At 67.4% G+C, this 22,489-nt stretch carries 21 protein-coding genes; 8 read left to right on the top strand and 13 right to left on the bottom strand.

The genetic code is table 11. The features are described from left to right. The first annotated feature begins 10 nt into the window (after positions 1–10). Entirely contained in the window at positions 11–2,326 is a 2,316-nt protein-coding gene (locus tag LJ725_RS06450) for a xanthine dehydrogenase family protein molybdopterin-binding subunit (protein WP_230549820.1), read from the top strand. Here LJ725_RS06450 and LJ725_RS06445 read toward each other — a convergent pair. Further along, positions 2,323–3,927, bottom strand: a complete 1,605-nt coding sequence (locus tag LJ725_RS06445; RefSeq protein WP_230549819.1) for an ABC transporter substrate-binding protein — start codon at positions 3,925–3,927, stop codon at positions 2,323–2,325. The two genes, LJ725_RS06450 and LJ725_RS06445, sit on opposite strands and share 4 nt — an antisense overlap. Before the next feature lie 67 nt (positions 3,928–3,994). Between LJ725_RS06445 and LJ725_RS06440 the strand changes: the two genes are divergently transcribed. From LJ725_RS06440 to ybaK, 4 genes are read left to right on the top strand one after another with little or no spacing between them, the layout of a single operon-like run. After that, a complete protein-coding gene (locus LJ725_RS06440) occupies positions 3,995–5,302 on the top strand; it encodes an amidase (protein WP_230549818.1) in 1,308 nt (435 codons plus the stop codon). Then, positions 5,299–6,567 (top strand): amidase, encoded by a 1,269-nt coding sequence (locus tag LJ725_RS06435; protein WP_230549817.1) that lies wholly within the window; start codon positions 5,299–5,301, stop codon positions 6,565–6,567. Before LJ725_RS06440 ends, LJ725_RS06435 begins: the two co-directional genes overlap by 4 nt. A gap of 9 nt (positions 6,568–6,576) precedes the next feature. Beyond that, a complete protein-coding gene (locus LJ725_RS06430) occupies positions 6,577–7,803 on the top strand; it encodes a hydantoinase/carbamoylase family amidase (protein WP_230549816.1) in 1,227 nt (408 codons plus the stop codon). A gap of 48 nt (positions 7,804–7,851) precedes the next feature. Then, positions 7,852–8,325 carry a Cys-tRNA(Pro) deacylase gene (gene ybaK, locus LJ725_RS06425; RefSeq protein ID WP_230549815.1) on the top strand — a complete coding sequence of 158 codons (474 nt, stop codon included), beginning with the start codon at positions 7,852–7,854 and terminating at the stop codon, positions 8,323–8,325. 12 nt (positions 8,326–8,337) lie between these two features. Here the strand turns inward: ybaK and LJ725_RS06420 are convergent, their stop codons facing one another. Continuing rightward, positions 8,338–9,144, bottom strand: a complete 807-nt coding sequence (locus LJ725_RS06420; RefSeq protein WP_230549814.1) for a hypothetical protein — start codon at positions 9,142–9,144, stop codon at positions 8,338–8,340. Positions 9,145–9,241: 97 nt separating this feature from the next. Between LJ725_RS06420 and LJ725_RS06415 the strand changes: the two genes are divergently transcribed. Together LJ725_RS06415 and LJ725_RS06410 are read left to right on the top strand one after the other, a co-directional pair. After that, on the top strand, positions 9,242–9,616 hold the full coding sequence (locus tag LJ725_RS06415) for an STAS/SEC14 domain-containing protein (RefSeq protein ID WP_230549813.1): 375 nt from the start codon (positions 9,242–9,244) through the stop codon (positions 9,614–9,616). Positions 9,617–9,731: 115 nt separating this feature from the next. Then, on the top strand, positions 9,732–10,109 hold the full coding sequence (locus LJ725_RS06410; protein WP_230549812.1) for a hypothetical protein: 378 nt from the start codon (positions 9,732–9,734) through the stop codon (positions 10,107–10,109). 15 nt (positions 10,110–10,124) lie between these two features. Here the strand turns inward: LJ725_RS06410 and LJ725_RS06405 are convergent, their stop codons facing one another. From LJ725_RS06405 to LJ725_RS06390, 4 genes are read right to left on the bottom strand one after another with little or no spacing between them, the layout of a single operon-like run. Continuing rightward, positions 10,125–10,499 (bottom strand): DUF4189 domain-containing protein, encoded by a 375-nt coding sequence (locus LJ725_RS06405; RefSeq protein WP_230549811.1) that lies wholly within the window; start codon positions 10,497–10,499, stop codon positions 10,125–10,127. After that, complete coding sequence (locus LJ725_RS06400; RefSeq protein WP_230549810.1) at positions 10,496–11,236, bottom strand: alpha/beta fold hydrolase; 741 nt, start codon at positions 11,234–11,236, stop codon at positions 10,496–10,498. The genes LJ725_RS06405 and LJ725_RS06400 overlap by 4 nt, the downstream gene beginning before the upstream one ends. A gap of 18 nt (positions 11,237–11,254) precedes the next feature. Further along, positions 11,255–12,247, bottom strand: a complete 993-nt coding sequence (locus LJ725_RS06395) for a Bug family tripartite tricarboxylate transporter substrate binding protein (protein ID WP_230549809.1) — start codon at positions 12,245–12,247, stop codon at positions 11,255–11,257. 25 nt (positions 12,248–12,272) lie between these two features. Next, the gene (locus tag LJ725_RS06390) at positions 12,273–13,325 is read right to left on the bottom strand and encodes a phosphotransferase (protein ID WP_230549808.1); all 1,053 of its coding nucleotides are present in this window, start codon (positions 13,323–13,325) and stop codon (positions 12,273–12,275) included. A 185-nt stretch (positions 13,326–13,510) separates the two neighbouring features. On the opposite strand from LJ725_RS06390, the gene LJ725_RS06385 reads away from it, so the two are divergent. Next, a complete protein-coding gene (locus tag LJ725_RS06385; protein ID WP_230549807.1) occupies positions 13,511–14,632 on the top strand; it encodes an AI-2E family transporter in 1,122 nt (373 codons plus the stop codon). Here the strand turns inward: LJ725_RS06385 and LJ725_RS06380 are convergent. The 7 genes from LJ725_RS06380 to LJ725_RS06350 form a co-directional block, all read right to left on the bottom strand. Then, positions 14,599–14,862 carry a hypothetical protein gene (locus LJ725_RS06380; protein WP_230549806.1) on the bottom strand — a complete coding sequence of 88 codons (264 nt, stop codon included), beginning with the start codon at positions 14,860–14,862 and terminating at the stop codon, positions 14,599–14,601. The two genes, LJ725_RS06385 and LJ725_RS06380, sit on opposite strands and share 34 nt — an antisense overlap. A gap of 49 nt (positions 14,863–14,911) precedes the next feature. Continuing rightward, positions 14,912–15,241, bottom strand: coding sequence for a hypothetical protein (locus LJ725_RS06375; RefSeq protein WP_230549805.1), 330 nt, complete (start codon positions 15,239–15,241; stop codon positions 14,912–14,914). Positions 15,242–15,310: 69 nt separating this feature from the next. Then, entirely contained in the window at positions 15,311–16,015 is a 705-nt protein-coding gene (locus LJ725_RS06370; RefSeq protein WP_268990531.1) for a glutaredoxin domain-containing protein, read from the bottom strand. A gap of 67 nt (positions 16,016–16,082) precedes the next feature. Next, positions 16,083–17,066, bottom strand: a complete 984-nt coding sequence (locus LJ725_RS06365; RefSeq protein ID WP_230549803.1) for a tripartite tricarboxylate transporter substrate-binding protein — start codon at positions 17,064–17,066, stop codon at positions 16,083–16,085. A gap of 36 nt (positions 17,067–17,102) precedes the next feature. Further along, positions 17,103–17,486 carry a VOC family protein gene (locus LJ725_RS06360; protein WP_230549802.1) on the bottom strand — a complete coding sequence of 128 codons (384 nt, stop codon included), beginning with the start codon at positions 17,484–17,486 and terminating at the stop codon, positions 17,103–17,105. Positions 17,487–17,518: 32 nt separating this feature from the next. Further along, positions 17,519–18,841, bottom strand: coding sequence for an LLM class flavin-dependent oxidoreductase (locus LJ725_RS06355; protein ID WP_230549801.1), 1,323 nt, complete (start codon positions 18,839–18,841; stop codon positions 17,519–17,521). Between the two features lie 4 nt (positions 18,842–18,845). Next, complete coding sequence (locus LJ725_RS06350; protein ID WP_230549800.1) at positions 18,846–22,427, bottom strand: ABC transporter ATP-binding protein; 3,582 nt, start codon at positions 22,425–22,427, stop codon at positions 18,846–18,848. Positions 22,428–22,489: the final 62 nt, after the last annotated feature.

Here is a 22,489-nt window from a genome sequence, read left to right as displayed (position 1 = left end):
GAGAAACGACGTGGCGGATGCAAGCCGGGATGCGAGATCGATGCGCCGCCTCGAGGATGCGCGGTTCCTCACGGGGCACGGCCGCTACGTCGAGGATATCGCCGAGCCGGCCGCGCTTCATGGCCATGTCCTGCGGTCGCCGCATGCCCATGCCCTGATCCGCTCGATCGACGTCTCGGCCGCTGCATCCATGCCGGGCGTGCATCTGGTCGCGACGGCTGCCGATCTCGCGGCGGACGGCCTGGGTCACATGCCGTGCCTGGCCGCAGTGACGCCGATGATCGTGCCGCCGCGGCCCGCGCTGGCAACGGGCCGTGTCCGCCATGTCGGCGATCCGGTCTGTTTCGTCGTGGCCGACAGCGCCGAGCTCGCGCGCGAATCCGCGGAGCGCGTCGAAATCGACTACCAGCCGCTGCCATCGGTCGTCGATGGTCTCGGCGCGCTCGCGAAGGATGCGCCGCTCCTGTGGGATGAAGCGCCCGGCAACCTCGTCTACCACGTGCAACGCGGTGACCACGTCGCGGTCTCCGAGGCGATGAAGAAAGCGGCCCATGTCGTCGAGGTCGACGTGACGAACAATCGCGTCATCGTCGTGCCGCTGGAGCCGCGCGCCGGCATAGCGCGGTACGATGCGGCGACCGACACGATGGACCTGGAACTGACCGGGCAGGGGCTGCACGGCATCCGGCGCCAGCTCGCCGAGTTCGTCTTCAAGGTGGCGCCCGAGCGCATCCAGCTTCATGCGCCGGATGTCGGCGGCGGCTTCGGCATGAAGAACTTCCTCTATCCCGAATGGATCCTGCTTCTGTGGGCGGCGCGGCGCCTGAAGCGGCCGGTGCGCTGGCTGGCCGATCGCGCCGAGGATTTCGTGATGGGCGCCCAGGGTCGTGACATCGAGGCGACCGCGCGGTTGGCGCTCGACGAGACGGGACGCATCCTTGCGCTCGACGTCGCGATGGTCGCCAATCTCGGCGCCTACCTGTCGGGCAACGGACCCGGCGCGTCGGTGGTCGCCGCTTCGACGGCGCAGGGTGGCCTCTACGACATTCCCGCGATCGCGGTCGACGTGCGCGGCGCGCTCACCAACACGACGCCGGTCGATGCCTATCGCGGGGCCGGCAAACCCGAGGCCAACTACATCGTCGAGCGCGCCATCGAGGCGGCGGCGCGTGCCCTCGGCCGGGCGCCGGCCGACCTGCGGCGGCAGAACCTGATCGCCTCCTTCCCGCACCGGACCGCGATGGGAATGGCCATCGACTCCGGCGACTTCGTGGCCAACCTCGATGTCGCCGTGGGGCGTGGGCACGTGCGGGACTTCGAGTCGCGTCGAGCCGAGGCCCGGACAAGAGGGCGCCTGCGCGGACAGGGCGTTGCCTGTTTCCTGGAAACCTCCCGCGGCGCACCCAACGAGGGCGCGGAGGTGCGATTCGATCCGGACGGCCGGGTGACCATTGCCGTCGGTACCGAGTCGAACGGGCAGGGGCACGAGACCTCCTTCGCCCAGATCGCCTCGCAGCATCTCGGTCTGCCGTTGGAAGCCTTTCGATACGTGCAGGCCGATACGCGGGCAGTGAGGACCGGCGCCGGCCATGGCGGCGCGCGCTCGATGCACATGGGTGGCGCGGCGCTGGTCAAGGCGATGGATGCGGCGCTGGCGAAGGCACGCCGGCTGGCCGCGCATCTTCTTCAGGCGGGCGAGGCTGAGATCGACTACGCGCGCGGTCGCTTCACGGTGCGCGGCAGCGATCGCGGCATCGACCTCGCGACCCTCGCCACCAGTGCGAGCGATCCGGCGAACCTGCCGGACGGCATGTCGCCCGGGCTGGGCGAGCATGTGCTCAACGTCACCGACGTGTTCACCTTCCCGAACGGCTGTCATGTCGCCGAGGTCGAGATCGATCCCGAGACGGGTGCCGTCGATCTCCTGAGCTATATCGCGGTCGACGACTATGGGCGCCTCATCAACCCCATGCTGACGGAAGGCCAGGTGCAGGGTGGACTCGCCCAAGGCATCGGCCAGGCGCTGCTGGAGCACACGGTCTACGATCCCGCGTCGGGCCAGTTGCTCACCGGCTCGCTGATGGACTACGCGCTGCCGCGCGCGACCGACCTGCCGTTCTTCGACATCGAGCTGGTCGAGCGGCCGACCGGCGCCAATCCGCTGGGCGTCAAGGGCTCCGGGCAGGCAGGCTGCATCGGCGCGCCGCAGACCGTGATGGCGGCCGTCCTCGACGCGCTGCGCCCGGCGGGCGTCGAGCGGCTGGAGATGCCCGCCACGCCTTCGCGCGTGTGGCAGGCATTGCAGCGCGCCCGGGTGGGAGACTAGCCGACCGTCACCGGCGAGAAGTCGACGTACCAGCTCTTGGGGTGCACGTAGCCCTTCACCTTGGAGGAGATCGCGTTCGGCCAGACGTCGTGGACGAACCAGACGAAGACCGCCTGGTCGACCATGCGGGTGTTGATCTTTGCCAGCACCTTGTCGAGTTCGGCGGGATCCGCCGTGCTGCGCGCCTCGGCTGCCAGCTTGTCGAACTCGGGATCGTTGATGTAGCCCCAGTTGGAGCCCCGCGGCGGCACCTGCTGGCTGTCGACGAAGCGCATGAATGCATTGTGCGGGTCCATCGTGTTCCAGCTCACGTTGATCGCGCTGAACGTGGCGGCCTCCGGCGCCTTCGCGCCCTGGCGCATGAAATTGAGAAGCGCGTTCCAGTCCATCACCTGGAATTCGAGATCGACGCCCACCTCGGCGAACTGCTGCTGGATGAACTCGTTCATGATCAGCGGATACATCTGGCCCGAGCCCGAGGTCGAGATCGCGACCTTCAGCTTGAGCCTCTTCTGCGGCCCGTAGCCCGCCTCGGCCAGCAGCTTCTTCGCTTCAGCCGGATCGTAGCGGATCTTGAAGGTGGGATTGCCGAACCACGGGTGATCGGCCGGAACGCAGCCGACGGCCGGGGCGGCCAGCCCGTTCAGCAGCTTCACCATCGCGTCGCGATCGACGGCAAGGTTCAGCGCCTTGCGCACGCGGATGTCGGCCGTGGGCGCGCCCGGCAGCATGCTGAGCGTGTAGGGCCACATGTGCGGGATGGCGTTCGTCTCGATCTTGCAGCCGCCGGCGCGCAGCTTGTCGAGCGAATCGGGCGCCGGTGCCTCGATCCAGTCGACCCGTCCCGACAGCAGCGCGGCGGTACGGGTCGAGACGTCGGGAATCGGCAGCAGCACCATGCGCTCGCTCCGGGGCAGTCGCGCCTTGTCCCAATAGTCGTTGTTGCGCTCCAGCTCGGCGCGCTCGCGGGGCGTCCACGCCTTCATCTTCCACGGACCGGTGCCGGAAGGCGACTTGCGATAGGCCTGCCAGTCGCGGCCGACCTTCTCGAAGTTGGCCGGGCTCGAGATCGGGAAGCGGTTGAGCAGAGAGGGCATGATCGTGTCTACACCCTTGGTTTGCAGCTCGACCTTGTAGTCGTCGATCTTGCGATAGCCGATCAGCGGCCAGAGCGCGGCGATCAGCACGCTGCGGCCGGTACGGTCGAAGGCAGGCGACTTGTCGTTCAGGGCCCGGTCGATGCTGAAGATCACGGCATCGGCGTTGAAGTCGGAGCCGTCGTGGAACTTCACGCCCTGGCGCAGTTCGAAGATCCATTTCGTGGGATCGGCCGGATCCTGGTACCATTTGGTCGCCAGACCGGGCACCAGCTTCGCCGGTGCGGTCGCGGACGACAGGTCCCATGCGACCAGCGTGTCGTAGAGCGTGTAGCCCATGAAGCGGATGCCTTCGGTGCCCTGGTCGGGCGCGCCGTCGGTTGCGGGGATGTCGGCCAGCGTCATGGCGATGCGCAGGGTGGAGGGCTGTTGAGCCCGTGACGAACCGACACTGACGAAAGAGAGCGCGGTGGCGGCGAGAAGGGCGGCGCGACGGGTGAGCATTGGGAACCTCCGTGGTTCCGGCATACGAAGCATGAAGCGAGCCACCCCGGACCGCGCTGGACGCGGCATGCTTCTTGCTGTTTTGCTGGCGACCATGGCCGCGCTCAATACGCTCACCGCCACAGAACTCGCGCAACGACTGGACTCCGGAGCGGCCACCGCCGAGGGGATCGTCCGCGCTCATCTCGATCGCATCGACGAACGGGACGCCGACGTGCTCGCCTGGTCCCATCTCGCGCGCGAGGCTGCCCTCGAAACCGCCAGGATGCTTGATCGCGGACCACGCAAGGGGCTGCTGCACGGCATCCCGATGGGCGTGAAGGACATCATCGATTCCCACGACCAGCCGACGACCTACGGCTCGCCGATCTACCGCACTCACCAGCCGCTGGCCGACGCCGCGACCGTCGCGCTGGCCCGCGATGCCGGCGCGATTCTGCTCGGCAAGACGGTGACGACGGAGTTCGCCAACCGCCATCCCGGTCCGACGAAGAACCCGCACAATCCCGCGCACACGCCGGGCGGCTCGTCCTCCGGCTCGGCGGCCGCCGTGGCTGACTTCCAGAGCGTGCTGGCGACGGGAACGCAGACCGGCGGCTCGGTGATCCGTCCCGCCGCTTTCTGCGGCATCGTCGGCTACAAGCCGACCTACGGTCATTTCGCGCCGGCCGGCATGAAGGCCAACACCGAATGGCTCGACACGATCGGCGCCTATGCGCGCAGCGTCGAGGACATCGCCCTGTTCCGCGCCGCGCTGATGGCGATGCCGTTCACGCCGGTCAACAGGCTCGACCGACCGCCACGCATCGCGGTCGCCTTCACCCATCATCGGGATGAGCTTTCACCCGAAGGCACGCAGGCGGTGAACGACGCGGCGGCGGCTTTCGCGAAGGCCGGCGCCAAGGTGAAGGAGATCGATCTTCCCGCACCGGTGCGCGACATGACCCAGGGGCAGAAGACCCTGTCGGCCTTCGATGGACCGCGCGCCCATGCCGACGAGGCGCGGCGCTTTCCCGGCCTGCTGAGCGAGAGCCTGAGGAAGGACAAGCTCGAGGCCGGCTCCAAAATCGATTACGCGACTTGGGTGGCGGCGCGGAAGCTCGGCGAGACCGGCCGAGCCGCGGTCGATGCGCTGTTCAGCGAGATCGACGTGATCCTGACGGCGCCGGCCAAGGGCGAGGCGCCCCCGGGGCTCGAACGCACCGGCGACGCCACTTTCAACCTGCTCTGGACATACCTCTGGATGCCCTGCGTGACCTTGCCGTTGACCAAAGGCCCGACCGGCCTGCCGGTCGGCATCCAGCTGGTCGGTCGCCAGCATGAGGATGCCAGCCTCCTCGACATCGCGGCCTGGGCGCGGAGCGTGCTGTCATGAAGCCGCTGTCCGCCGTCGAGGCCGTTGCCGCCATCGAGGCCGGCACGCTCACCTCCGAGAAGCTGGTGCGGGACTGTCTCGACCGCATCGCCGAGCGCGACGACGTGGTGAAGGCCTGGGCACATCTCGATCCCGACCAGGCGATCGCGCAGGCGAGGGCCGCCGATGCGGCCGGGGGCGGTCTGCTGCGCGGCGTTCCCGTGGGTGTGAAGGACATCATCGACACCTACGACATGCCGACCGGCCACAACTCGCCGATCTTCGAGGGCAAGGTGCCGTTCGGCGATGCCGCCTGCGTGGCGCTCTGCCGGACCGCCAATGCCGTCATCATGGGCAAGACGGTGACGACCGAGTTCGCGAACCGTCATCCGGGCCCCACGACCAACCCGCACAATCCTGCGCACACGCCGGGCGGCTCGTCCTCGGGTTCGGCCGCGGCGGTGGCCGATGGGCATGTGCCGCTGGCCTTCGGCACGCAGACCGGTGGCTCGGTGATCCGTCCGGCCGCCTATTGCGGCGTGGTGGGCTACAAGCCGACCTTCGGGGACTTCAACCGCGTCGGCATCAAGATGCAGTGCCATTCGGTCGATACGCTCGGCCTGATGGCGCGCACGCTCGACGACATCGCCTTGTTCCGGGCCGCCGTCCTGAAGCTGCCGCCCGTGCACATCGATCGCGACATCGGCCGGCCGCGCATCGGCGTCTGCCGTTCGCCGGTCTGGGACAAGGCCGAGCCCGAGACCAAGGCGCTGATCGATAACACGGCGACGCTTCTGTCTGACAAGGGTGCGTCGGTCGTCGATGTATCCTTTGCGCCGCAGTTCGCCGACATCATCGAGGACCATGCGGCAATCACCGGCTTCGAGAGCGTACGCAACTATGCCGACGAGCGGCTGCGCAATCCCGACAAGGTGAGCGACGAGCTGATGAACGGTCCGATGAAGCGTGGGCTGGCCGTCTCATTCGAGCGCTACGTCGCGGCCCAGCGCAAGACCACTGCCTTCAAGGCCCATATCGACTCGCTTTTCGACAAGGTCGATCTACTGCTGACGCCCAGCGCGCCGGGCGAGGCACCCAAGGGCCTCGAGGCCACCGGCGATCCGGTCTTCAACTCGATCTGGACCTTGGCTGGCACGCCCTGCGTGACCCTGCCCGCGGGTACCGGCCCGAACGGCCTGCCGCTCGGCGTCCAGCTGGTCGGCCTGCGCCATGACGACGACCGCGTCCTTTCCCTTGCCGCCTGGGTCGCGGCGCACCTTAACTGAGGCCACAACATGCCCACGATCAACGGTGAACGACTGCTCGGCGACCTGCGGCGCATTGCCGATTTCGGGCGCTACGAGACCGGCGTGCATCGCCCGCATCTATCTCCGCAGGATGTCGAGAGCCGTCATTGGCTGGCGGCGCGCATGAAGGAGGCTGGCCTCGAGCCGGTGATCGACGGGATCGGCACGGTAATCGGCAAGAGTCCGAAGACCGGCCCGCGCATCCTGATCGGCTCGCATTCCGACACCCAGCCGCGCGGCGGCTGGCTCGACGGCGTGATGGGCGTGATCTACGGGCTCGAAGTGGCGCGGGCGCTGGCAGAGGATCCCGAGACGGCGCATCTGGCCGTCGACGTCGCCTCCTGGGCCGACGAGGAGGGGCACTGGGGCCAGATGACGGGCAGCCGCTCCTTCATCGGCATCTTCTCCGAGGCCGACATCGACAAGGCCAAGCACCGCGACGAGGGCACACCGATGCGCGAGGCGCTGAAGGCGGCAGGCCTCGAGGGCGTGCCACGCGAGCATCTGGAAGAGGGCCGGTACCGCGGCTATCTCGAAGCCCATATCGAGCAGGGCGGGCTCCTCGAAGCCGGCGAGAAGCGCATCGGCATCGTGACGGCGATCGTCGGCATCATGCAGTTCCGCCTGACCTTCAGCGGCATTCAGAACCATGCCGGCACGACGCCGATGCCGATCCGCAAGGATGCAGGCGTCGCCATGATGCGGCTCTACAATGACGTGATGGACAAGTTCCCTGCCGTGTCCGGTCCTCGCAGCGTCTGGACGGTCGGCAAGATGGTGCTCGAGCCCGGCGCTCCGGCGATCGTTCCCGGCCGGGCCGAGATGATCCTGCAGTTCCGCGACGCCGACCAGAAAGTCCTGCAGGCCTTCGAGGCGAAGCTGATGGAGATCGTCGCCGACCATCAGAAGAACAGCCCCTGCAAGGTCGAGTGCGTAAATCTCTCGCGCACGCAGCCGCTACTGATGGACGAGCGCTTTCTCGAGGCGATCGAGGAATCGGCCGCGGTCCACGCTCCCGACAAGCATGTGCGCATGCCTTCCGGCGCCGGCCACGACGCGCAGGTGATCGGCCTCAGGATGCCCGCGGCGATGATGTTCGTGCCTTCGATCGGCGGCATCTCGCATCACTTCACCGAGAACACCCATGACGAGGACATCGTGCTGGGCTGCCAGGTCTTCGCCGACGCGGCGGCGAAAATCCTGAAGGGGAACTGACGCGGTCCTGGGCTATCCTCTCCGACCGGACGAACGGTCGGAGCAGGGATGTCGAAGGTCACACGCGCCACGAAGGCACTCGAGCAGGCGAAGGTCGCCTTCACGGTTCACACCTACGACTACGATCCCGATGCGGACAAAGTCGGGCTGCAGGCCGCCGAGGCGCTGGGCGAGGAGCCGATGCGCGTCCTCAAGACATTGATGACGCTGGTCGACGGCAAGCCGGCCTGCGTGATCGTGCCGTCCGACCGCGAAGTCTCGATGAAGAAGCTGGCCGCCGCGTTCAAGGGGAAGTCCGCCGAGATGATGAAGCCGGCCGATGCCGAGCGCATGACCGGCTACAAGGTGGGTGGCATCAGCCCCTTCGGCCAGATGAAGCCCGTACGGACGGCGATCGAGTCGGCGGCCATGGCGCACGACCTCGTCTATCTCAACGGCGGCCAGCGCGGCCTTCAGGTTCGGATGTCGCCGCACGACGTTGCTGCCGTCCTGAAGGCGGTGATTGCCCCCGTGATCGCCTGAGGTCGCTTCGTCCTACTGCGCGGCCGCAAGATAGCGCGCGAGGCCGCCCGCCCTGTCCGGCGGCAGCTTGCCGGGTGCGCCGTTCAGGCGAATTCCCAGTTCGCACGCTTCCTCGTTCGACAGCTTCGCGAGATTCTGCAGCTTCTCGAAATCGGACGACGCGAGGCCGGCCTCGACGAGAAGAGTGCGCGCCTCGGTGTCGTTCGGCACCGGCGGTTGGGCTGCCCCTGAACTGAGGGCTGCGCGGCCCGTGCGGTAGGCCTTTTCCATCGCCGTCAGCATGTCGCGCATCAGCTTCTGGCCCTGGGCGTCGAGCCGGTCGGCCCTCTGGATGCCGATCAGCGCGAGTTCACGGCAGGCCGCGACGTTCGTGCCTGCGAGATGCCGCATCAGCGCGATCCGTGCGGCCAGGACGCCCTCGGCATCGGCGGCGTCGGCGGCGCGCAACGCCGGCACGATGTGCTTGGCGCGCAGCTCGCTCATCAGCACAAGCGGCCGAGGCGGTCCCTGCGTCGTCGGATTGCGCAGCTCTTCCCTCAGCGAGGCTCGCAGCCGTGTCTCGGCATCGGGCACGTCGGCCAGCACGAGCCCTACCAGCGGCAGCGTGCGGGCCTCGGTCATCGCATTGTCGACCATCTGGGTGTCGTCCCCCGTCAGGGCCTGGAGCCCGTAGACCGCGCCGGCTGCGGCCACGGCACCGGCGACGGCCGCCGCCAGGGAGCGGATCAGGCGCTGCCGGGAGGACACGTTGCGGCCGAACAGGTACAGGGCGGCACCGGCCGCAAGGGCCACAACGAAGACGACGGCGATCTGCTCCAAGAGACAACTCCTGTTTGCGGCTGCGGGCGGGCATGGTATCGCCAGCCAGCCTGCCGCTCCCATGCGGTGGAATGTGGGCAACCTGAACCGCAATTAGATGCCGATCCATATCGATTTCTTCCACCCGAGCCGCCTCGTCATCGCGGTCGTGCGGGGAGCGATCACCGCCGAGGACGTCCGCGAGTCGGTCCAGCAATTCCTGGCGAGCGACGTGCTGCACTACCGCAAGATCATCGACATCGCCTCCCCGACGGCGCCCCTCGACAGCGCTGCCGTGCATATGCTGGCCGAACTGGTCCTGTCCCGCGCCGTTTCCCGGCCGCGTGGGGCGCTGGCTTTCGTGGTCAGTCCCGGCCAGGCCGCCGACAACGCCTCGACATTCGCCCAGCTGACCAGCGCGGAGCGCCCTGTGAAGGTCTTCCACAGCCTGCACGCGGCGCGGAAATGGCTCGACGAACACCCGATTGCCTGAGGCAAGCGGGGCGCCAGGCGGCCGATCTTTCTGCCGTGACGATGCAAGGGGACGAGATCGCCCCTGAGCCGCGACTGACGTAGGATCGCGCCGGTGCCTTTCGCGATCAGGTAGCATGCCTTTCAAGCTCGATATCTTCCCGCCGGACCGCATGGTCGTCGCGGTGGCCCGGGGCGACATCACGCTCGAGGACCTCGCGCTGCTGGTGAAGGAGCTCATCGACACCGGCACGCTGCCCTACCGCAAGATCATCGACATCACGTCGGCGACGTCGTCGATCGGCAGGGAAGAGCTGGAGGGCATTGCCGAGCGCCTGCGGTCCGCTCCCGTTCAGCGACCGCGAGGACCGCTCGCCATCGTGGCGGACGGCAATCGCGGCGAACTCGGCAGGCTTTTCATGTCGCTCACGTCGGAGGAGCGGCCCGTACAGGTCTTCCGCTCGATCCACGATGCCCGCCGGTGGTTGCTGGCGAACTCGAAGGTCGAGTTCTAGGAGTCCGATGCCCGCCTACTCGAAGCAGCGGGCCGCCCGGATCGTGCAGGAATTGCTGGGAACGCGCGCGTTGCACTCGTTCCAGGCCGACTGCTCGGCATCTGCCCGGGTGGAGGCCGCGCCATAGCCCGAAGCCTGGCCGTTGTCGCTGTGGGCGTAGGCGATGCAGCGCTGCGGCGCGGACATCCGGATGGCGCATTCGAGCGGCCCGCATTGCGCCAGGGCCGAGGTCTCGGCGGCCTCGCGCGTCGCCATGCCGGACGACAGGCCGAACAGGCGCTCGTTGTCGGTGGCGACGGCGCCCCAGACTTCCTGTGCCTGGGCGACAGGGGCGAGTGTGGAGGCCGCGGTCAGAAGGATCGCCGCGAGAGTCGTTAGCCTGGTCGTCATGCCGTGTGCTTCTCCAGAAAGGCGCGGACACGGTTTATCGATTCCTGAAGGAAGTGTGGAGCCCGCCAATCCTTCTGGACCTCGATATTGGGGGCGAGCGAGGCGATCTCGTTGCTCGTATGGGCAGGGTGAGGCTTGTCCGTGCCGGGTTGCAGCAGCAGGGGAGTCCGGCAGTCCTTCACGAAGTCACGGGTGACGGAGAAGACGAAGTCACCTCCGAACATGTTCTGCCCGAAGCTCCTGATTGTGGTTTCGGAGATCGAGGGATCCCGGGCCCGCACGGTCGCGGCGTAGCCCTTCACGGCCTCGTCCCACGTGTCGCGGTTCTCCCACAGGCCGATCGGGTTCTGCAGGACCGCGGCGGCGACCCGGTCCGGCGCCTGCTCGATCGCCTCGAAGCAGTAACTGCCACCGATGCAGCCGCCCATCACGGCGAACTGCCCGAAACCCAGATGGTCGATGAGGGCGAGATGGTCGGCAGCGAAGGTGTGCCAGCCATGGTCGGGCTTCACGTCGGCCACCGACTTGCCGGCATTGCGCTGGTCCATGGAAATGACAGTGAACCTGTCGCTCAGTGCCACGCGCGGGTCCATCCACGCGCGCGGCGTGCCGTCGGCCGCCGGTCCCCAGAATTCGATCGACGAGCGCAGGCCCCCCGGTGCGTAGAGCAGAAGGGGAAAGCCCCGGCCGTGAACCTCGTAGTGGATCTCGGCATCGGGCCTTTTCAGGATCGGCATGCACTCGTCTCCGTGGGATCAACCCTGCGGCTTATAGCCGATCGAATCGATGATCGTCTTCCAGCGTGCGAGATCGGCGGTCATGCGTTCTGTGAACTGGGCGGGCGTGGAGGTCTCGACGTCGAGGCCCAGTTCGACCAGCTTTCTCTGGATTTCGGGGATCGCCAGCACCGCCTTCAACTCCTTGCCCCAGGCGTCGATCAGCGGGGCCGGTGTTTTGGGCGGGGCGAAGAACACGTACCAGCCCAGGATGGAGAGTTGCGGGTAGCCGAGTTGGGTGATGGTGGGGATCTCGGGCGCCGAGGTCGTGGGCTTCACACCCGAGGTGAAGATGACTTTCACCTTGCCGGCGCGGTGATGCTCCAGGAAGTCGGTGATGCCGCCGCAGCCCGCTGCAATGTGGCCGCCCTGCAGGTCCGCGACCAGCGGCGCCGCGCCGCGATAGGGAATGGGTTCGAGCGGAATGCCCACGGCCTTGCCTGCCATGACGCCGAAGAAATGCGTGAAGGAGCCCAGCGCCGTCGTGCCGAAGGAGGCGCGAGTCGGGTTCTTCTTCAGCCACTCGACATATTCCTTGAGATCGTTCACCCCGATGGTCGGCGATACGCAGAAAGCGGTCTGCACCGTTCCCGCCAGCGTGATGGGTGCGATGTCGACCATCGGATCGAACGGCACGGAGGGCATGGTGAGCCTCTGCACGATCGTGGCCGACGGCACATAGGCGATGGTCGTGCCGTCGCTGCCGGCATTCTTCAGGTCTCCGACGGCAATGGTGCCGGATGCGCCCGCCTTGTTGTCGATGATGACGTTGCGGCCGGTGCGCTGCTTCAGCGGTTCGGCGATCAGGCGCGCCATCACGTCGGTGCCGCCGCCGGCCGGGAAGCCGACCAGGATCTTCAGCGGCTTGTCGGGCAGGCCGGTCTGCTGGGCGCGGACGCTGGGTACGAGCGGCGTGGCAAGCGCCGCCCCGGTCATCAGGATCGATGTGCGGCGGCCGATCTTCTTCGTCATTCGTGCTTCCTCCTGGACGCTTTTCTTAGGACACCAGACTCCATGCGAGTTCGGCCCGTTCTCGTGCGGACTTGCTCATCTTGATCGATTCGGGGTTGGACGAGTTGCCCTGCAGGCCGCGGCGATAGACGCCTTGCGCAATCGCGGCGAGACGGAACAGGGAGAAGGCGACGTAGTAATTCCAGTTCGGAATGGACGCGCGTCCGGTGCGCCGGCAATAGGCGGCGACATAGTCCTGCTCGGTTGGCAGGCCGAGCGCCGCGAAGTCGACCGTGGCGAAGCCGTGCGGCGGCTCCGTCAGGTGATAGCCGAGGCAATTGTAGGCGATGTCGCACAAAGGATGGCCGAGCGTCGACAGTTCCCAGTCGAGTACCGCCACCACGCGCGGCTCGGTCGGATGGACGATCAGGTTGCCGAGGCGATAGTCGCCGTGAACGATGGTCGTCGGGTCGCCGTCGTCAGGAATGTTTTCCGGCAGCCAGGCGGAGAGCCTGTCCATCGCCGGAATCTCCTCGGTCTTGAGTTCGGCATATTGCCGGCTCCAGCGCGAGATCTGGCGGGCGATGTACTGGCCCCTGCGGCCATAGTCGCCGAGACCGACCTTCGCCGGATCGACCCGGTGCAGACGGGCCAGCACGTCATTCATCGAATCGAAGATCGCAGTGCGCTCGGCCGGCGTCTGGTCCGGCATCGCCGGGTTCACGAGGATGCGGCCGGGCACGGCCTCCATGACGTAGAACATCTGGCCGATCACGGAATCGTCGTCGCAGAGCAGCCGTGCCGGAGCGACCGGCACGTCGGTCGAGGCGAGGGCGGAGATCACGCGGAACTCCCGGTCGACCTGATGCGCCGAGGGGACCAGCTTGCCCGGCGGCTTCTTGCGGAGGACGAAGTCGCGACGGCCCTCGTCCATGTCGGCGGCCACGAAGAAGGTCGGGTTGGAATGGCCGGAATCGAACTGCCTTACTTCCAGCCCGCCACGATAGCCTGTCAGCTTCTCGCGGAAGTAGCGGTCGAGGGAGTCCACGTCGAAACGGTGGCGCTCCATCACGGGGACGGTGTCAGCGTAAGTCGGCATGCGGCGTTCAGCCTAGGGTCCGCCCGCGCTGTTGCGCAAACGGTGTATCCCGCAGGGAGGAACGCCCGGAACGACTTCTCGCCGACGGCGTTACTGCGGGTCAGCGAGGTTCCGTGGCCGAAAATCAAGTCCTGCGCGTGCCGACTGTCCATGTACAAGGCGGCTCGGCCATCCGGCGTCCCCTGATGGTGCTCGCGATCTGCGCCGTCGGTGTCATTGCCTATCTGGCGAGGGACTTCCTGATCCCCACCGCGGCGGCCATCGTCCTGGCGCTCATCCTCACGCCCGTCGCCAAGAGGCTGGAGCGCCTGCACCTGCGGCCGACCGCGGCCGCCGCCGCCTCCGTGTCCTTGCTGGCAGTCGTCGTGGCCGGGCTGCTCGTCGTCGCCACGCCCGCGCTCACAAGTTGGGCGGAGCAGGCGCCCTATCTCACGTACACGCTGGAGCGCAAGCTCGAGGGCCTGCGCAAGTCGCTGGCGATCGTGAAGCAGGTTACGGATCGCGTGGAACAGGCGACGCAGGCCCAGCCGTCGGCGACGGCGACCGAGAAGGCACCGCCGGAAAAAGTTGTCGTACGCGACAAGAGCCTGCTATCGGAACTGATGAGTACGACGCCGGCGCTGCTGCTGCAGATGGGCTACGCGGGCGTCCTCGCGTTCATGCTCCTGGCACACCGGAACGACCACAAGCGGCAGATCCTGCGGGTTCCGATCAGTTTCCACGTTCGTGTCCGCTTGGCCCGTGTGATGCGCGACATAAACGACCGGGTCGGCAGCTATCTCTTCGCCCTCGTGGTGATCTATTCGCTGGTGGCGCTGGCGTCGACCATCGTGCTCGCCCTGCTGGGGTTTCCAAATCCGCTGCTGTGGGGAGTGCTGATGGGACTGGCCTCCTTCGTGCCCTTCGTGGGCCCGCCGGTCGCCATCGGACTCGTCGCCCTGATCGCCCTGATCACGTACGACGACTTGATGCACATGCTCGCGGCGCCGCTCATCCTGGCCGCGATCCACTTTGTGGAATCACAGCTGATCACGCCTGTATTCGTCAGCCGCCGGTGCGCTCTCAATACCGTGGCGGTGTTTGCCGGAGTGGCATTTCTTGGCTGGATGTGGGGAGCTGTGGGGGCGATCGTCGCGGTCCCGCTGCTCATCCTCGTGAGCACTGTTGCGGCACATCTCCCGTCGCTGCGCTGGCTCTCGGTGCTCTTGTCGGAAGATCGCCCGGTCAGCGAACGGCTGGCCGTCAAGCCGCCCGTCGCCTCGGTGCCGCCGCTTCAGTTGCGGCGCCGCCGCGTGGTCGCGAAATAACCCAGTCCCAGCAGGCCCCAGAAAGCACCAACGATCGCCGAGGCGCTGGCCGGATCGAGCTGGCGCTCGAGGAGCGCATAGGCGGAGAAGGAAAGGCACACGGCGCTGACGCCGATCGCGAGTGCTGCTCCGACCGTCAGGAGCGCGCGGTTGAGCGCGTCCTGGGCCGCGGAGCGCAGCGAACGGGCCGCGGCAGCGCTTGCCGCGACCCGGAGCAGGGGGCCGATCATGGACGGTTTCGCTTCCTTTGCGGGCCGTACGATACGGGTCGTCGGCGGGCTACTGCCGACGACAAAGCCAGCCTGCGAGGAAGCCGATACCGACGACCGCGGCGAGGGTCGTGATCGGACGGGCCTCGGCATGCTCGACGATCTTGTCAGCGGCCTTGTTCTTGAGATCGATCGTGTCCTTGGCGATGGCCTTGGCGGTGTCGCCGTACTTGGCGATCAGTTCGCGGGCCGACTTCAGGGTCTCCTCGACGGCTTCCTCGCCGCGGGCGACCACCGACTGGCCTGCGCCACCCATCGATTCCGTGAGTTCCTCGAGCTGGGCCTTGAGAAGCGAGATCTCCTTCGCGAGATCCTTGCCGTTGGCGTAGCTGGTGCGCATGTCTGTCCTCCGGACTGGCTGGTTGGTCGTCTGGCAAACCAAACGCCTGTCCCTCCCGGAAGTTGCGAATCAGCCGTCCCAGACGTTCGCGGGCATCGGCAGGCGTGCAAAATCGGCCTCGCCGAGAGGATGGTCGTGGGCAACCCCTTCCCGTTCCAGCAGCATCATCCACTGGCGGACATGCTGTCCGGAATGCCACGTGGTGCGCTCCAGCAGTTCGTGCAGGCTCTGGTCGCCGTAATAGGTCGGGAGCAGGCGGGCCGGGTCCGTGTCGCCGTGGGCCCACCAGTCGCGGAAACGCGCCTGAACGCCGGCACCGTAGGCGGCGATCTCCGCCATGCCGGCATCGGCCGCAGGCTCCTCGCGGAATGCCGCCTGCACGAGGGTCGTCCCTTGCTGGGCATCGAGGAAAGCGGCGACCACCCGGAAGAGATGGAAGGCGAGGGCCCGGTAGCTGCGCGGGCGGCCGGGCACGTGAACGTGAAGTTTATCGTCCGGCATCAGCGGCAGGAGTCCGATGGCCGCGGTCATGAACCGGTCGAGCCGTGCGTAGAGTTCAGGCGGTGACAGGTCGGGGCAGGATTTTTCCTGCAGGCCGAGGAAGGCCACGATCTCGCGCGTGCTCTGTCCGAAGATGAAGTCCTGGCCACGCGACAGCACCGGTACGGAACGCGCGCCCAGGGCCTGCAGTTCGGCCAGACCGGCGGGATCGGCAAGGACATTGATGGAAACGAAGTCGATCCCACGGACCGATAGAAACTCTTTGAGTCTCAGGCAGCTGGTTCAACCGGGCTGCCAGAACACCTTCAGCGGCTCTGTCATGATTCTCTCCCGAACGCCCTCAATTGGCGACCCGTATGCCCAGCGTGTCAAGCAGCGTGCGCCAACGCTCGAAGTCCGCGGCGAGGCGTCTTGCGCATTCATCCGCCCCGGTCACGTTGACGACAACGCCGTATTGCCTGAGCTGTTCCCTCGTTTCCGGCACATCGACGGCATTGGTCAGTGCGCGATCCCAGGCCTCGACGAGTTGCGGGGGCAGGCCGCCGGGCGCGAAGAATCCATACCAGTCGACGAATTGAAGCCGCGGGAATCCCAGCTCGACGACCGTCGGCACGTCGGGGAGCACGGGATTGCGAGCCGCGCCCGACGTCGTCAGCACCCTCAGCTTGCCGCTGCGATGATGGTGAACGAAGGAGGCGAGCCCGCCGCAACCCGCCGGAATGCGGCCCTGACCGAGATCCGAGGACATCGGGCCGGTGCCGCGGAAGGGCACGGGTTCGAGGGTGACGCCGTATTGCTGCGCGAGCAGTTGTGCGAAGTACTGAGAGAAAGTGTCGGGCGCGGCCGTCCCGAAGCGACGCCGTTCCGGCGGCCCGTTCTTCACCCATTGCGCATACTCGGCCATGGTCCGCACGTCGATCGACTGCGACACGACGAACGCCGTCTCGAAAGTCCCGACGATCCCGAGGGGGGCGAGATCGCGCAGCGGATCGAACGGAAAGGTTGCGGGCGATGTCAGGCGGCCGATCAGCGTGGTGCTCGGCAGCAAGCCGACCGTGGCCCCGTCGGGCGCAGCCTTCTTCAAGGCATCGCCCATCGCGGCGCCGCCGGCGCCGGGACGGTTCTCGACGGTGACGGGCCGTGTCAGGCGCTGCTGGATGGAGGGCGCGATGGCGCGCGCCACGACATCGGAGCCGCCACCCGCTGCAAATCCGACCCAGATCCGGATGGCGCGCTCCGGCAGTGCGGATTGCGCGATGGCCGAATGCGGCAGAAGGGCCGCGCTGGCGGACGCCAACAGGGCGCGGCGGGAAAAGGGGGCCATGTCCTGAACTACGCAATTCGACGCTTACCGGATCGGCTAGGGCTTGTGATGACAGACAACACAGATCTTGTTGCCGTCAAGGTCACGCAGATACCCGCCATAATAGTTCGGGTGATAGTGCGCGCGGAGGCCGGGAGCTCCTTCGTCCGTGCCGCCGGCCGCGAGGGCCGCCTTGTAAGCCGCGTCGACGGCGCCGCGATCGGGCGCCTCCAGACCGATGGTGATCCCGTTGCCTACCGAGGCTGCCCTCTTGTCGAGCGGACTGAGCACCCACAGCTGCGGGCGGCCGCCGGCCGGTCCGTAACCCACCGCGTGGGGGTAGTCCATGTGCCGCACCAGACCGAGTGGCTGCAGCAGCGCATCGTAGAAGGCCTTGGCCCGGCCAACATCGTTGCTTCCGATCGTCACATGGCTGAACATCGCACGACTTCTCCCTGACCGGCCAGTTACCGTCAGGATGACGAAGTGCCCGGGCGCGGCAAGCCGAAATGATCGCGCAGCGTGGTGCCTTCATACTCGGTGCGGAAAAGTCCGCGCTTCTGGAGGATCGGCACGACTTCGGCCACGAACATGTCGAGCATCGAGGGCAGCAGCGGCGGCATGAGGTTGAAGCCGTCGGCGGCGCCATCCTCGAACCATTCCTCGATCAGGTCGGCGATCTGTTCCGGAGTGCCGGCGGTGGTGTAGTGACCGCGAGCGCCCGCGAGATAGGCCAGTAATTGGCGCAGGGTGAATTGCTCGCGGCGAACGAGTCCCACGATGACTTCCGTGCGGCTGCGCGCGGCCTGCACGGTGCCGGGATCGGGAAAGTCCTCGGGCGTCAGCGGCTGGTCGAGAGGAAGGTGCGAGAAGTCGTGACCGCCGAACCGCCCGCTCAGGCGCTTGCGGCCGACCTCGGGATCGGTGAGCTCGTTGAGATCCTGTGCCAGTCGCCGGGCCTCGGTTTCGGTCGACGCGATCACCGGGCTGAGGCCGGGCAGGATCAACACATGCTCGGACGGCCGCCCTTCGGCCGCCGCCAGCTTCTTCAGGTCGGCATAGAATTCCTGCGCGGTGCTCTTCTCCATTTGAGCAGTGAACACGGCCTCGGCATGGCGCGCGGCGAAGCGACGACCGGTCTCGGATGAGCCTGCCTGGACGAAGACCGGTCGCCCCTGAGGGCCGCGCGGCATGTTGAGCGGTCCGGCGACGCGATAGAACTTGCCCTCGTGGTTGATCGGCCGGATGCGATCGGCGCGCGCGTAGTGCCCGCTGGCGCGGTCGTCGAGCACGGCATCGTCGGCCCAGCTATCCCATAGGGCCTTCGCGACCTGCACGAACTCCTCGCCGCGCTCGTAGCGTTCGTCGTGGCTCACCAGACCCGCGCCGCCGAAGTTGCGCGCAGCCGGCGCGAGCCAGGAAGTCACGATGTTCCAGCCGACACGGCCGCCGCTGATATGGTCCAGTGAGCCGAATTGCCGCGCGAGGTTGAACGGTTCCGAATAGGTGGTCGAGGCCGTGGCGATCAGCCCGATGCGCTGGGTCGAGCCGGCGATGGCGGCCAGCGCCGTGATCGGCTCCAGCCAGGTGCTGGCGGCGTGCGCCACGGTGTCGGCCAGCGCCAGCTGATCGGCCAGGAAGATCGAATCGAAGAGGCCGGTCTCGGCGCGCCGCGCGAGGTCGCGGAAATACTCGATGTCGGTCAGCGCGAGGGCTGAGGAGTCGGGGTGCCGCCACGACGCTTCGTGATGGCCCCGACTCTGGATGAAGAGGTTGAGGTGGAGCTGTCGCTTCATCCTCTCACTGTGCAGCCGGCGCGTAGACCGATGCAAGCTGGCGCGACACCAGTCGCGCATAGAGACCGCCGCGCGAAACCAGGGTGGCGTGTGTTCCACTTTCCGCAACGCGGCCTTCGTCGAGCACCACGATCAGGTCGGCATCGCGTACCGTCGACAGACGATGCGCGATCACGATGGTCGTGCGATCGGCCTTCAGCACGTCGAGCGCGCGGCGCACCGCCTGTTCGTTCACCGCGTCGAGATGCGACGTCGCCTCGTCGAGGATCAGGATGGGGGCATCCTTCAGGAAAGCGCGCGCGATGGCCACGCGCTGGCGCTGGCCGCCGCTCAGGCTGGTGCCGCGCTCGCCGACGGCTGAGTCGAGACCCTGTGGCAGGGTCGCGACCAGTTCGCCCAGCGAGGCATGCTCGATGGCGGCGAGCAGCTCGGCCTCCGTGGCCTCGGGCCGCGCGATCAGGATGTTGGCGCGCAGCGTGTCGTTGAACAGGTAGGTGTCCTGCGCCACGAGCGCCACGAGTCCGCGCAGTTCGTCGAGCTTGTAATCGCGCAGGTCCGCGCCGTTCAGCGTGATGCGGCCCGTATCCGGATCCCAGAAGCGCATCAGCAGCTGAGCCGTCGTGGTCTTGCCCGCGCCCGAGGTGCCGACCAGTGCCACGGTCTTGCCGGCGGGAATCTCGAAGCTGACATCCGAAAGAGCGCGCCGTGTCTGGCCGGGATAGGTGAAGTTCACCTTTTCGAGGGCCAGCGCCGCGGCGCCGCGCGCCGCCGCAACGCCCGGACCGTCGCGCACCGGGATCGGCTCGTTGGCGAGTGCATAGACCCGGCGCGTGGCACCCAGCGTGTCGGCGAGTTGCCGCCCGATCTGCGCGATTTCGGAGACCGGCAGGAAGGCCGACATCGCGAGGATCGTCATCAGGGGCAGCAGGCCGGGATCGAGCGCGCCGCGCGAGGCGAGGATCGCGCCGACCACGACGATGGCGAGGCCGCCCAGCCCTGTCAGCACTTCGAGGATGGCGTGCTGCATCGTGAGCTCGCTGAAGAACGGCAGGCGCAGCGCGATGTGCCGCTGCGACAGCTCGTCGAGCCGCTCGCCGCGCGCGCGCTCCTGCTGGTTCGCCACGATCTCGCCAAGGCCCTGCACGGAATCGACGGCGAAAGCGCCGAGTTCTCCCGCTGCCTCGCGCGCCTGGCTGCCCAGCCGGTCGACGCGCTTGCGCATCAGGAACGGGCTGAGGCCGACGGCCAGCAGGAACGGCACCAGCGTGATCGCCAGCCAGCCGCTGGTCGTGGCAAGGGCGATCACCACGGCGGCGGGGATCAGGATGGCGACGAAGGCCGGCGCCACGGTGTGCGCGAAGAAATATTCGACCAGTTCGATGTCGTGCGTCGCCAGCGCCATCAGATCGCCGGTGCGGCGGCGCGTGAGATAGGCCGGCGCCAGCGCGTCGAGCTTGCGGAAGGCGTCGATGCGCATCTCGGCCAGCAGGCGGAACGCCATGTCGTGCGCCAGCCAGGACTCGAACCAGTGCAGGATTCCCGAAACGGGGGCGAGGATCGCCAGTGCGATGGCCAGGCCGCCATAGGGTTGGTGGTTCTTGAGCGCCAGCACGATCAGCGCCGAGAGCACGCCGATGCCGATGAAGGAGACCACGCGCGCCACGCCCAGCAGGAAGGTGGCGGTGAGCTTGCCCTTCCAGGGCATGATGACCTTCATCAGGGCGACGACGACCTGGTACCAGGTGAGGCCTTCGGCCTTGATGATGCCTTCGGTGACGGGTTTGACCGCGCCGCCCGACGTGCTGGCGATCGTCTCCGCGCGCTGGGGCGCATCGAGCATGTCGAGCGTCACGCCGGCCTGCTGCTCGCGGGCCTGTTCGGCCATGAGCTGCGCATAGACGCCGCCCCGGCCCATCAGCGCCGCATGCTTGCCTTCCTCCGCGACATGGCCGCGGTCGAGCACGAGGATGCGGTCGCAGTCGATCACGCTGGAGAGACGATGCGCCAGGATGAGCGTGGTGCGGCCCTGCATCAGCCGGTCGAGCGCTTCCTGGATCACCGCCTCGTTCTCGGCATCGACGGCGGAGAGCGCCTCGTCGAGCACGAGGATCGGCGTGTCGCGCAGCAGGGCGCGGGCGATGGCGACGCGCTGGCGCTGACCGCCCGAGAGTTTGATGCCCTTCTCGCCGATGATCGTCGCATAGCCCTGCGGCAGGCTCAGGATGAAGTCGTGGATGTTGGCGGCACGCGCGGCATCCTCGAGCTCCTGCGCGGAGGCGCCGGGACGGCCGAGGCGGATGTTCTCCTCGACCGTGCCGTGGAACAGGAATGTGTCCTGGTTCACCACCGAGATCAGCGAGCGGATCTGGGCAAAGGAAAGCGTGCGCAGGTCGTGGCCGCCCAGCAGGATGCGGCCCTGGTCGGGATCGTAGAATCGCAGCAGCAGGCGCACGATCGACGATTTGCCGCCGCCCGACGAGCCCACGAGCCCGAGGCGCTCACCGGCCGCGGCCGTGAAGTTCAGTTGTTCGTGCACGGTGCGGCGCGTGCCGGGATAGGCGAAGCGTACGTCTTCGAAGGCGATGGTGGGCGCCAGCAGGCCGTCGAGCCGGGCCGGCGCCGGATCGACCACGGACGGGGTGTCGTCGAGGATGCGGTAGATGCCCTGCGCCGCCGAGAGGCCGACCATGCCCTGGTGCAGCACCGAGCGCAGCTCGCGCATCGGACGGAAGATCTCGATGCCGAGCATCAGGATGACCAGCAGCGCGGTGAGCGTCATCGAGCCCGCTTCGACCCGCGACGCGCCGTAGATCAGCGCCGCCGCCGCACCACCCGCGATCGAGGTGTCGGTGATGCCGCGCGCCAGCGAATTGGTGCCCAGCACCCACATGGTGCGGCGGAACAGATCGCGCGCTTCCACTTCGAGCTTGTCGGCGCGCGCCTTGCCCTGGCCGAACGCCTTCAGCGTCGCCAGGCCCTGGATCGAATCGAGGAATTCCGCGGCAAAGGACTTGTAGGCGGTCATCCGGGCGATCGAGGCACGCACGTCCCACTTGTGCCAGAGGGCGGGCGCGAACAGGGCGACCAGCGCGAAGCCCAGCATGACCAGCGCCACCGGCAGGTCGATGAACGAGATGACGGCGAAGATCAGCACGGGCGTCAGCAGGGCGATCAGGAACTGAGGCAGGAACTGACCGAAATAGGTCTCGAGCTGCTCGACGCCGTCAATCATCGAGAGGGTCAGGCCACCGGAACGCTGCCTTCCCACGGTTGCGGGCCCGAGCGACGCCACCTTGTCGTAGAGCGTGCGGCGCAGGACCTTCTGCACGCGCGCCGCCGTCTCGTGCGCCATCACCGCGCGCCAATGCTCGGCGATGCCGCGCAGCACCATCACGCCTGCGATCAGCAGGATCGGCAGCACGAGTTCCTGCAGCGGGCGCCCGACGAAGATCTGGCCGATCAGCCATCCTAGCAGGCCGAGCCGCGCGATGCCGCAGGCCACGCCCAGAAGGCCGATGGCGACGGTGGCGGCGATACGGGTGCGCACGCCCTTGGTGAAGACGAGAAGGCGGGGTTCGATGTGCATGCGGCAATGCTACGGCGAACATCAGTATTCGTCAGTCCACAATTCGGAAAGCCCGCTGTACA

This window comes from Reyranella aquatilis (genome assembly GCF_020880995.1).
Taxonomy (GTDB): domain Bacteria; phylum Pseudomonadota; class Alphaproteobacteria; order Reyranellales; family Reyranellaceae; genus Reyranella; species Reyranella aquatilis.
The sequence above is the reverse complement of the archived record's forward strand: the minus strand, read 5'-3'. Positions and strand labels throughout refer to the sequence as shown.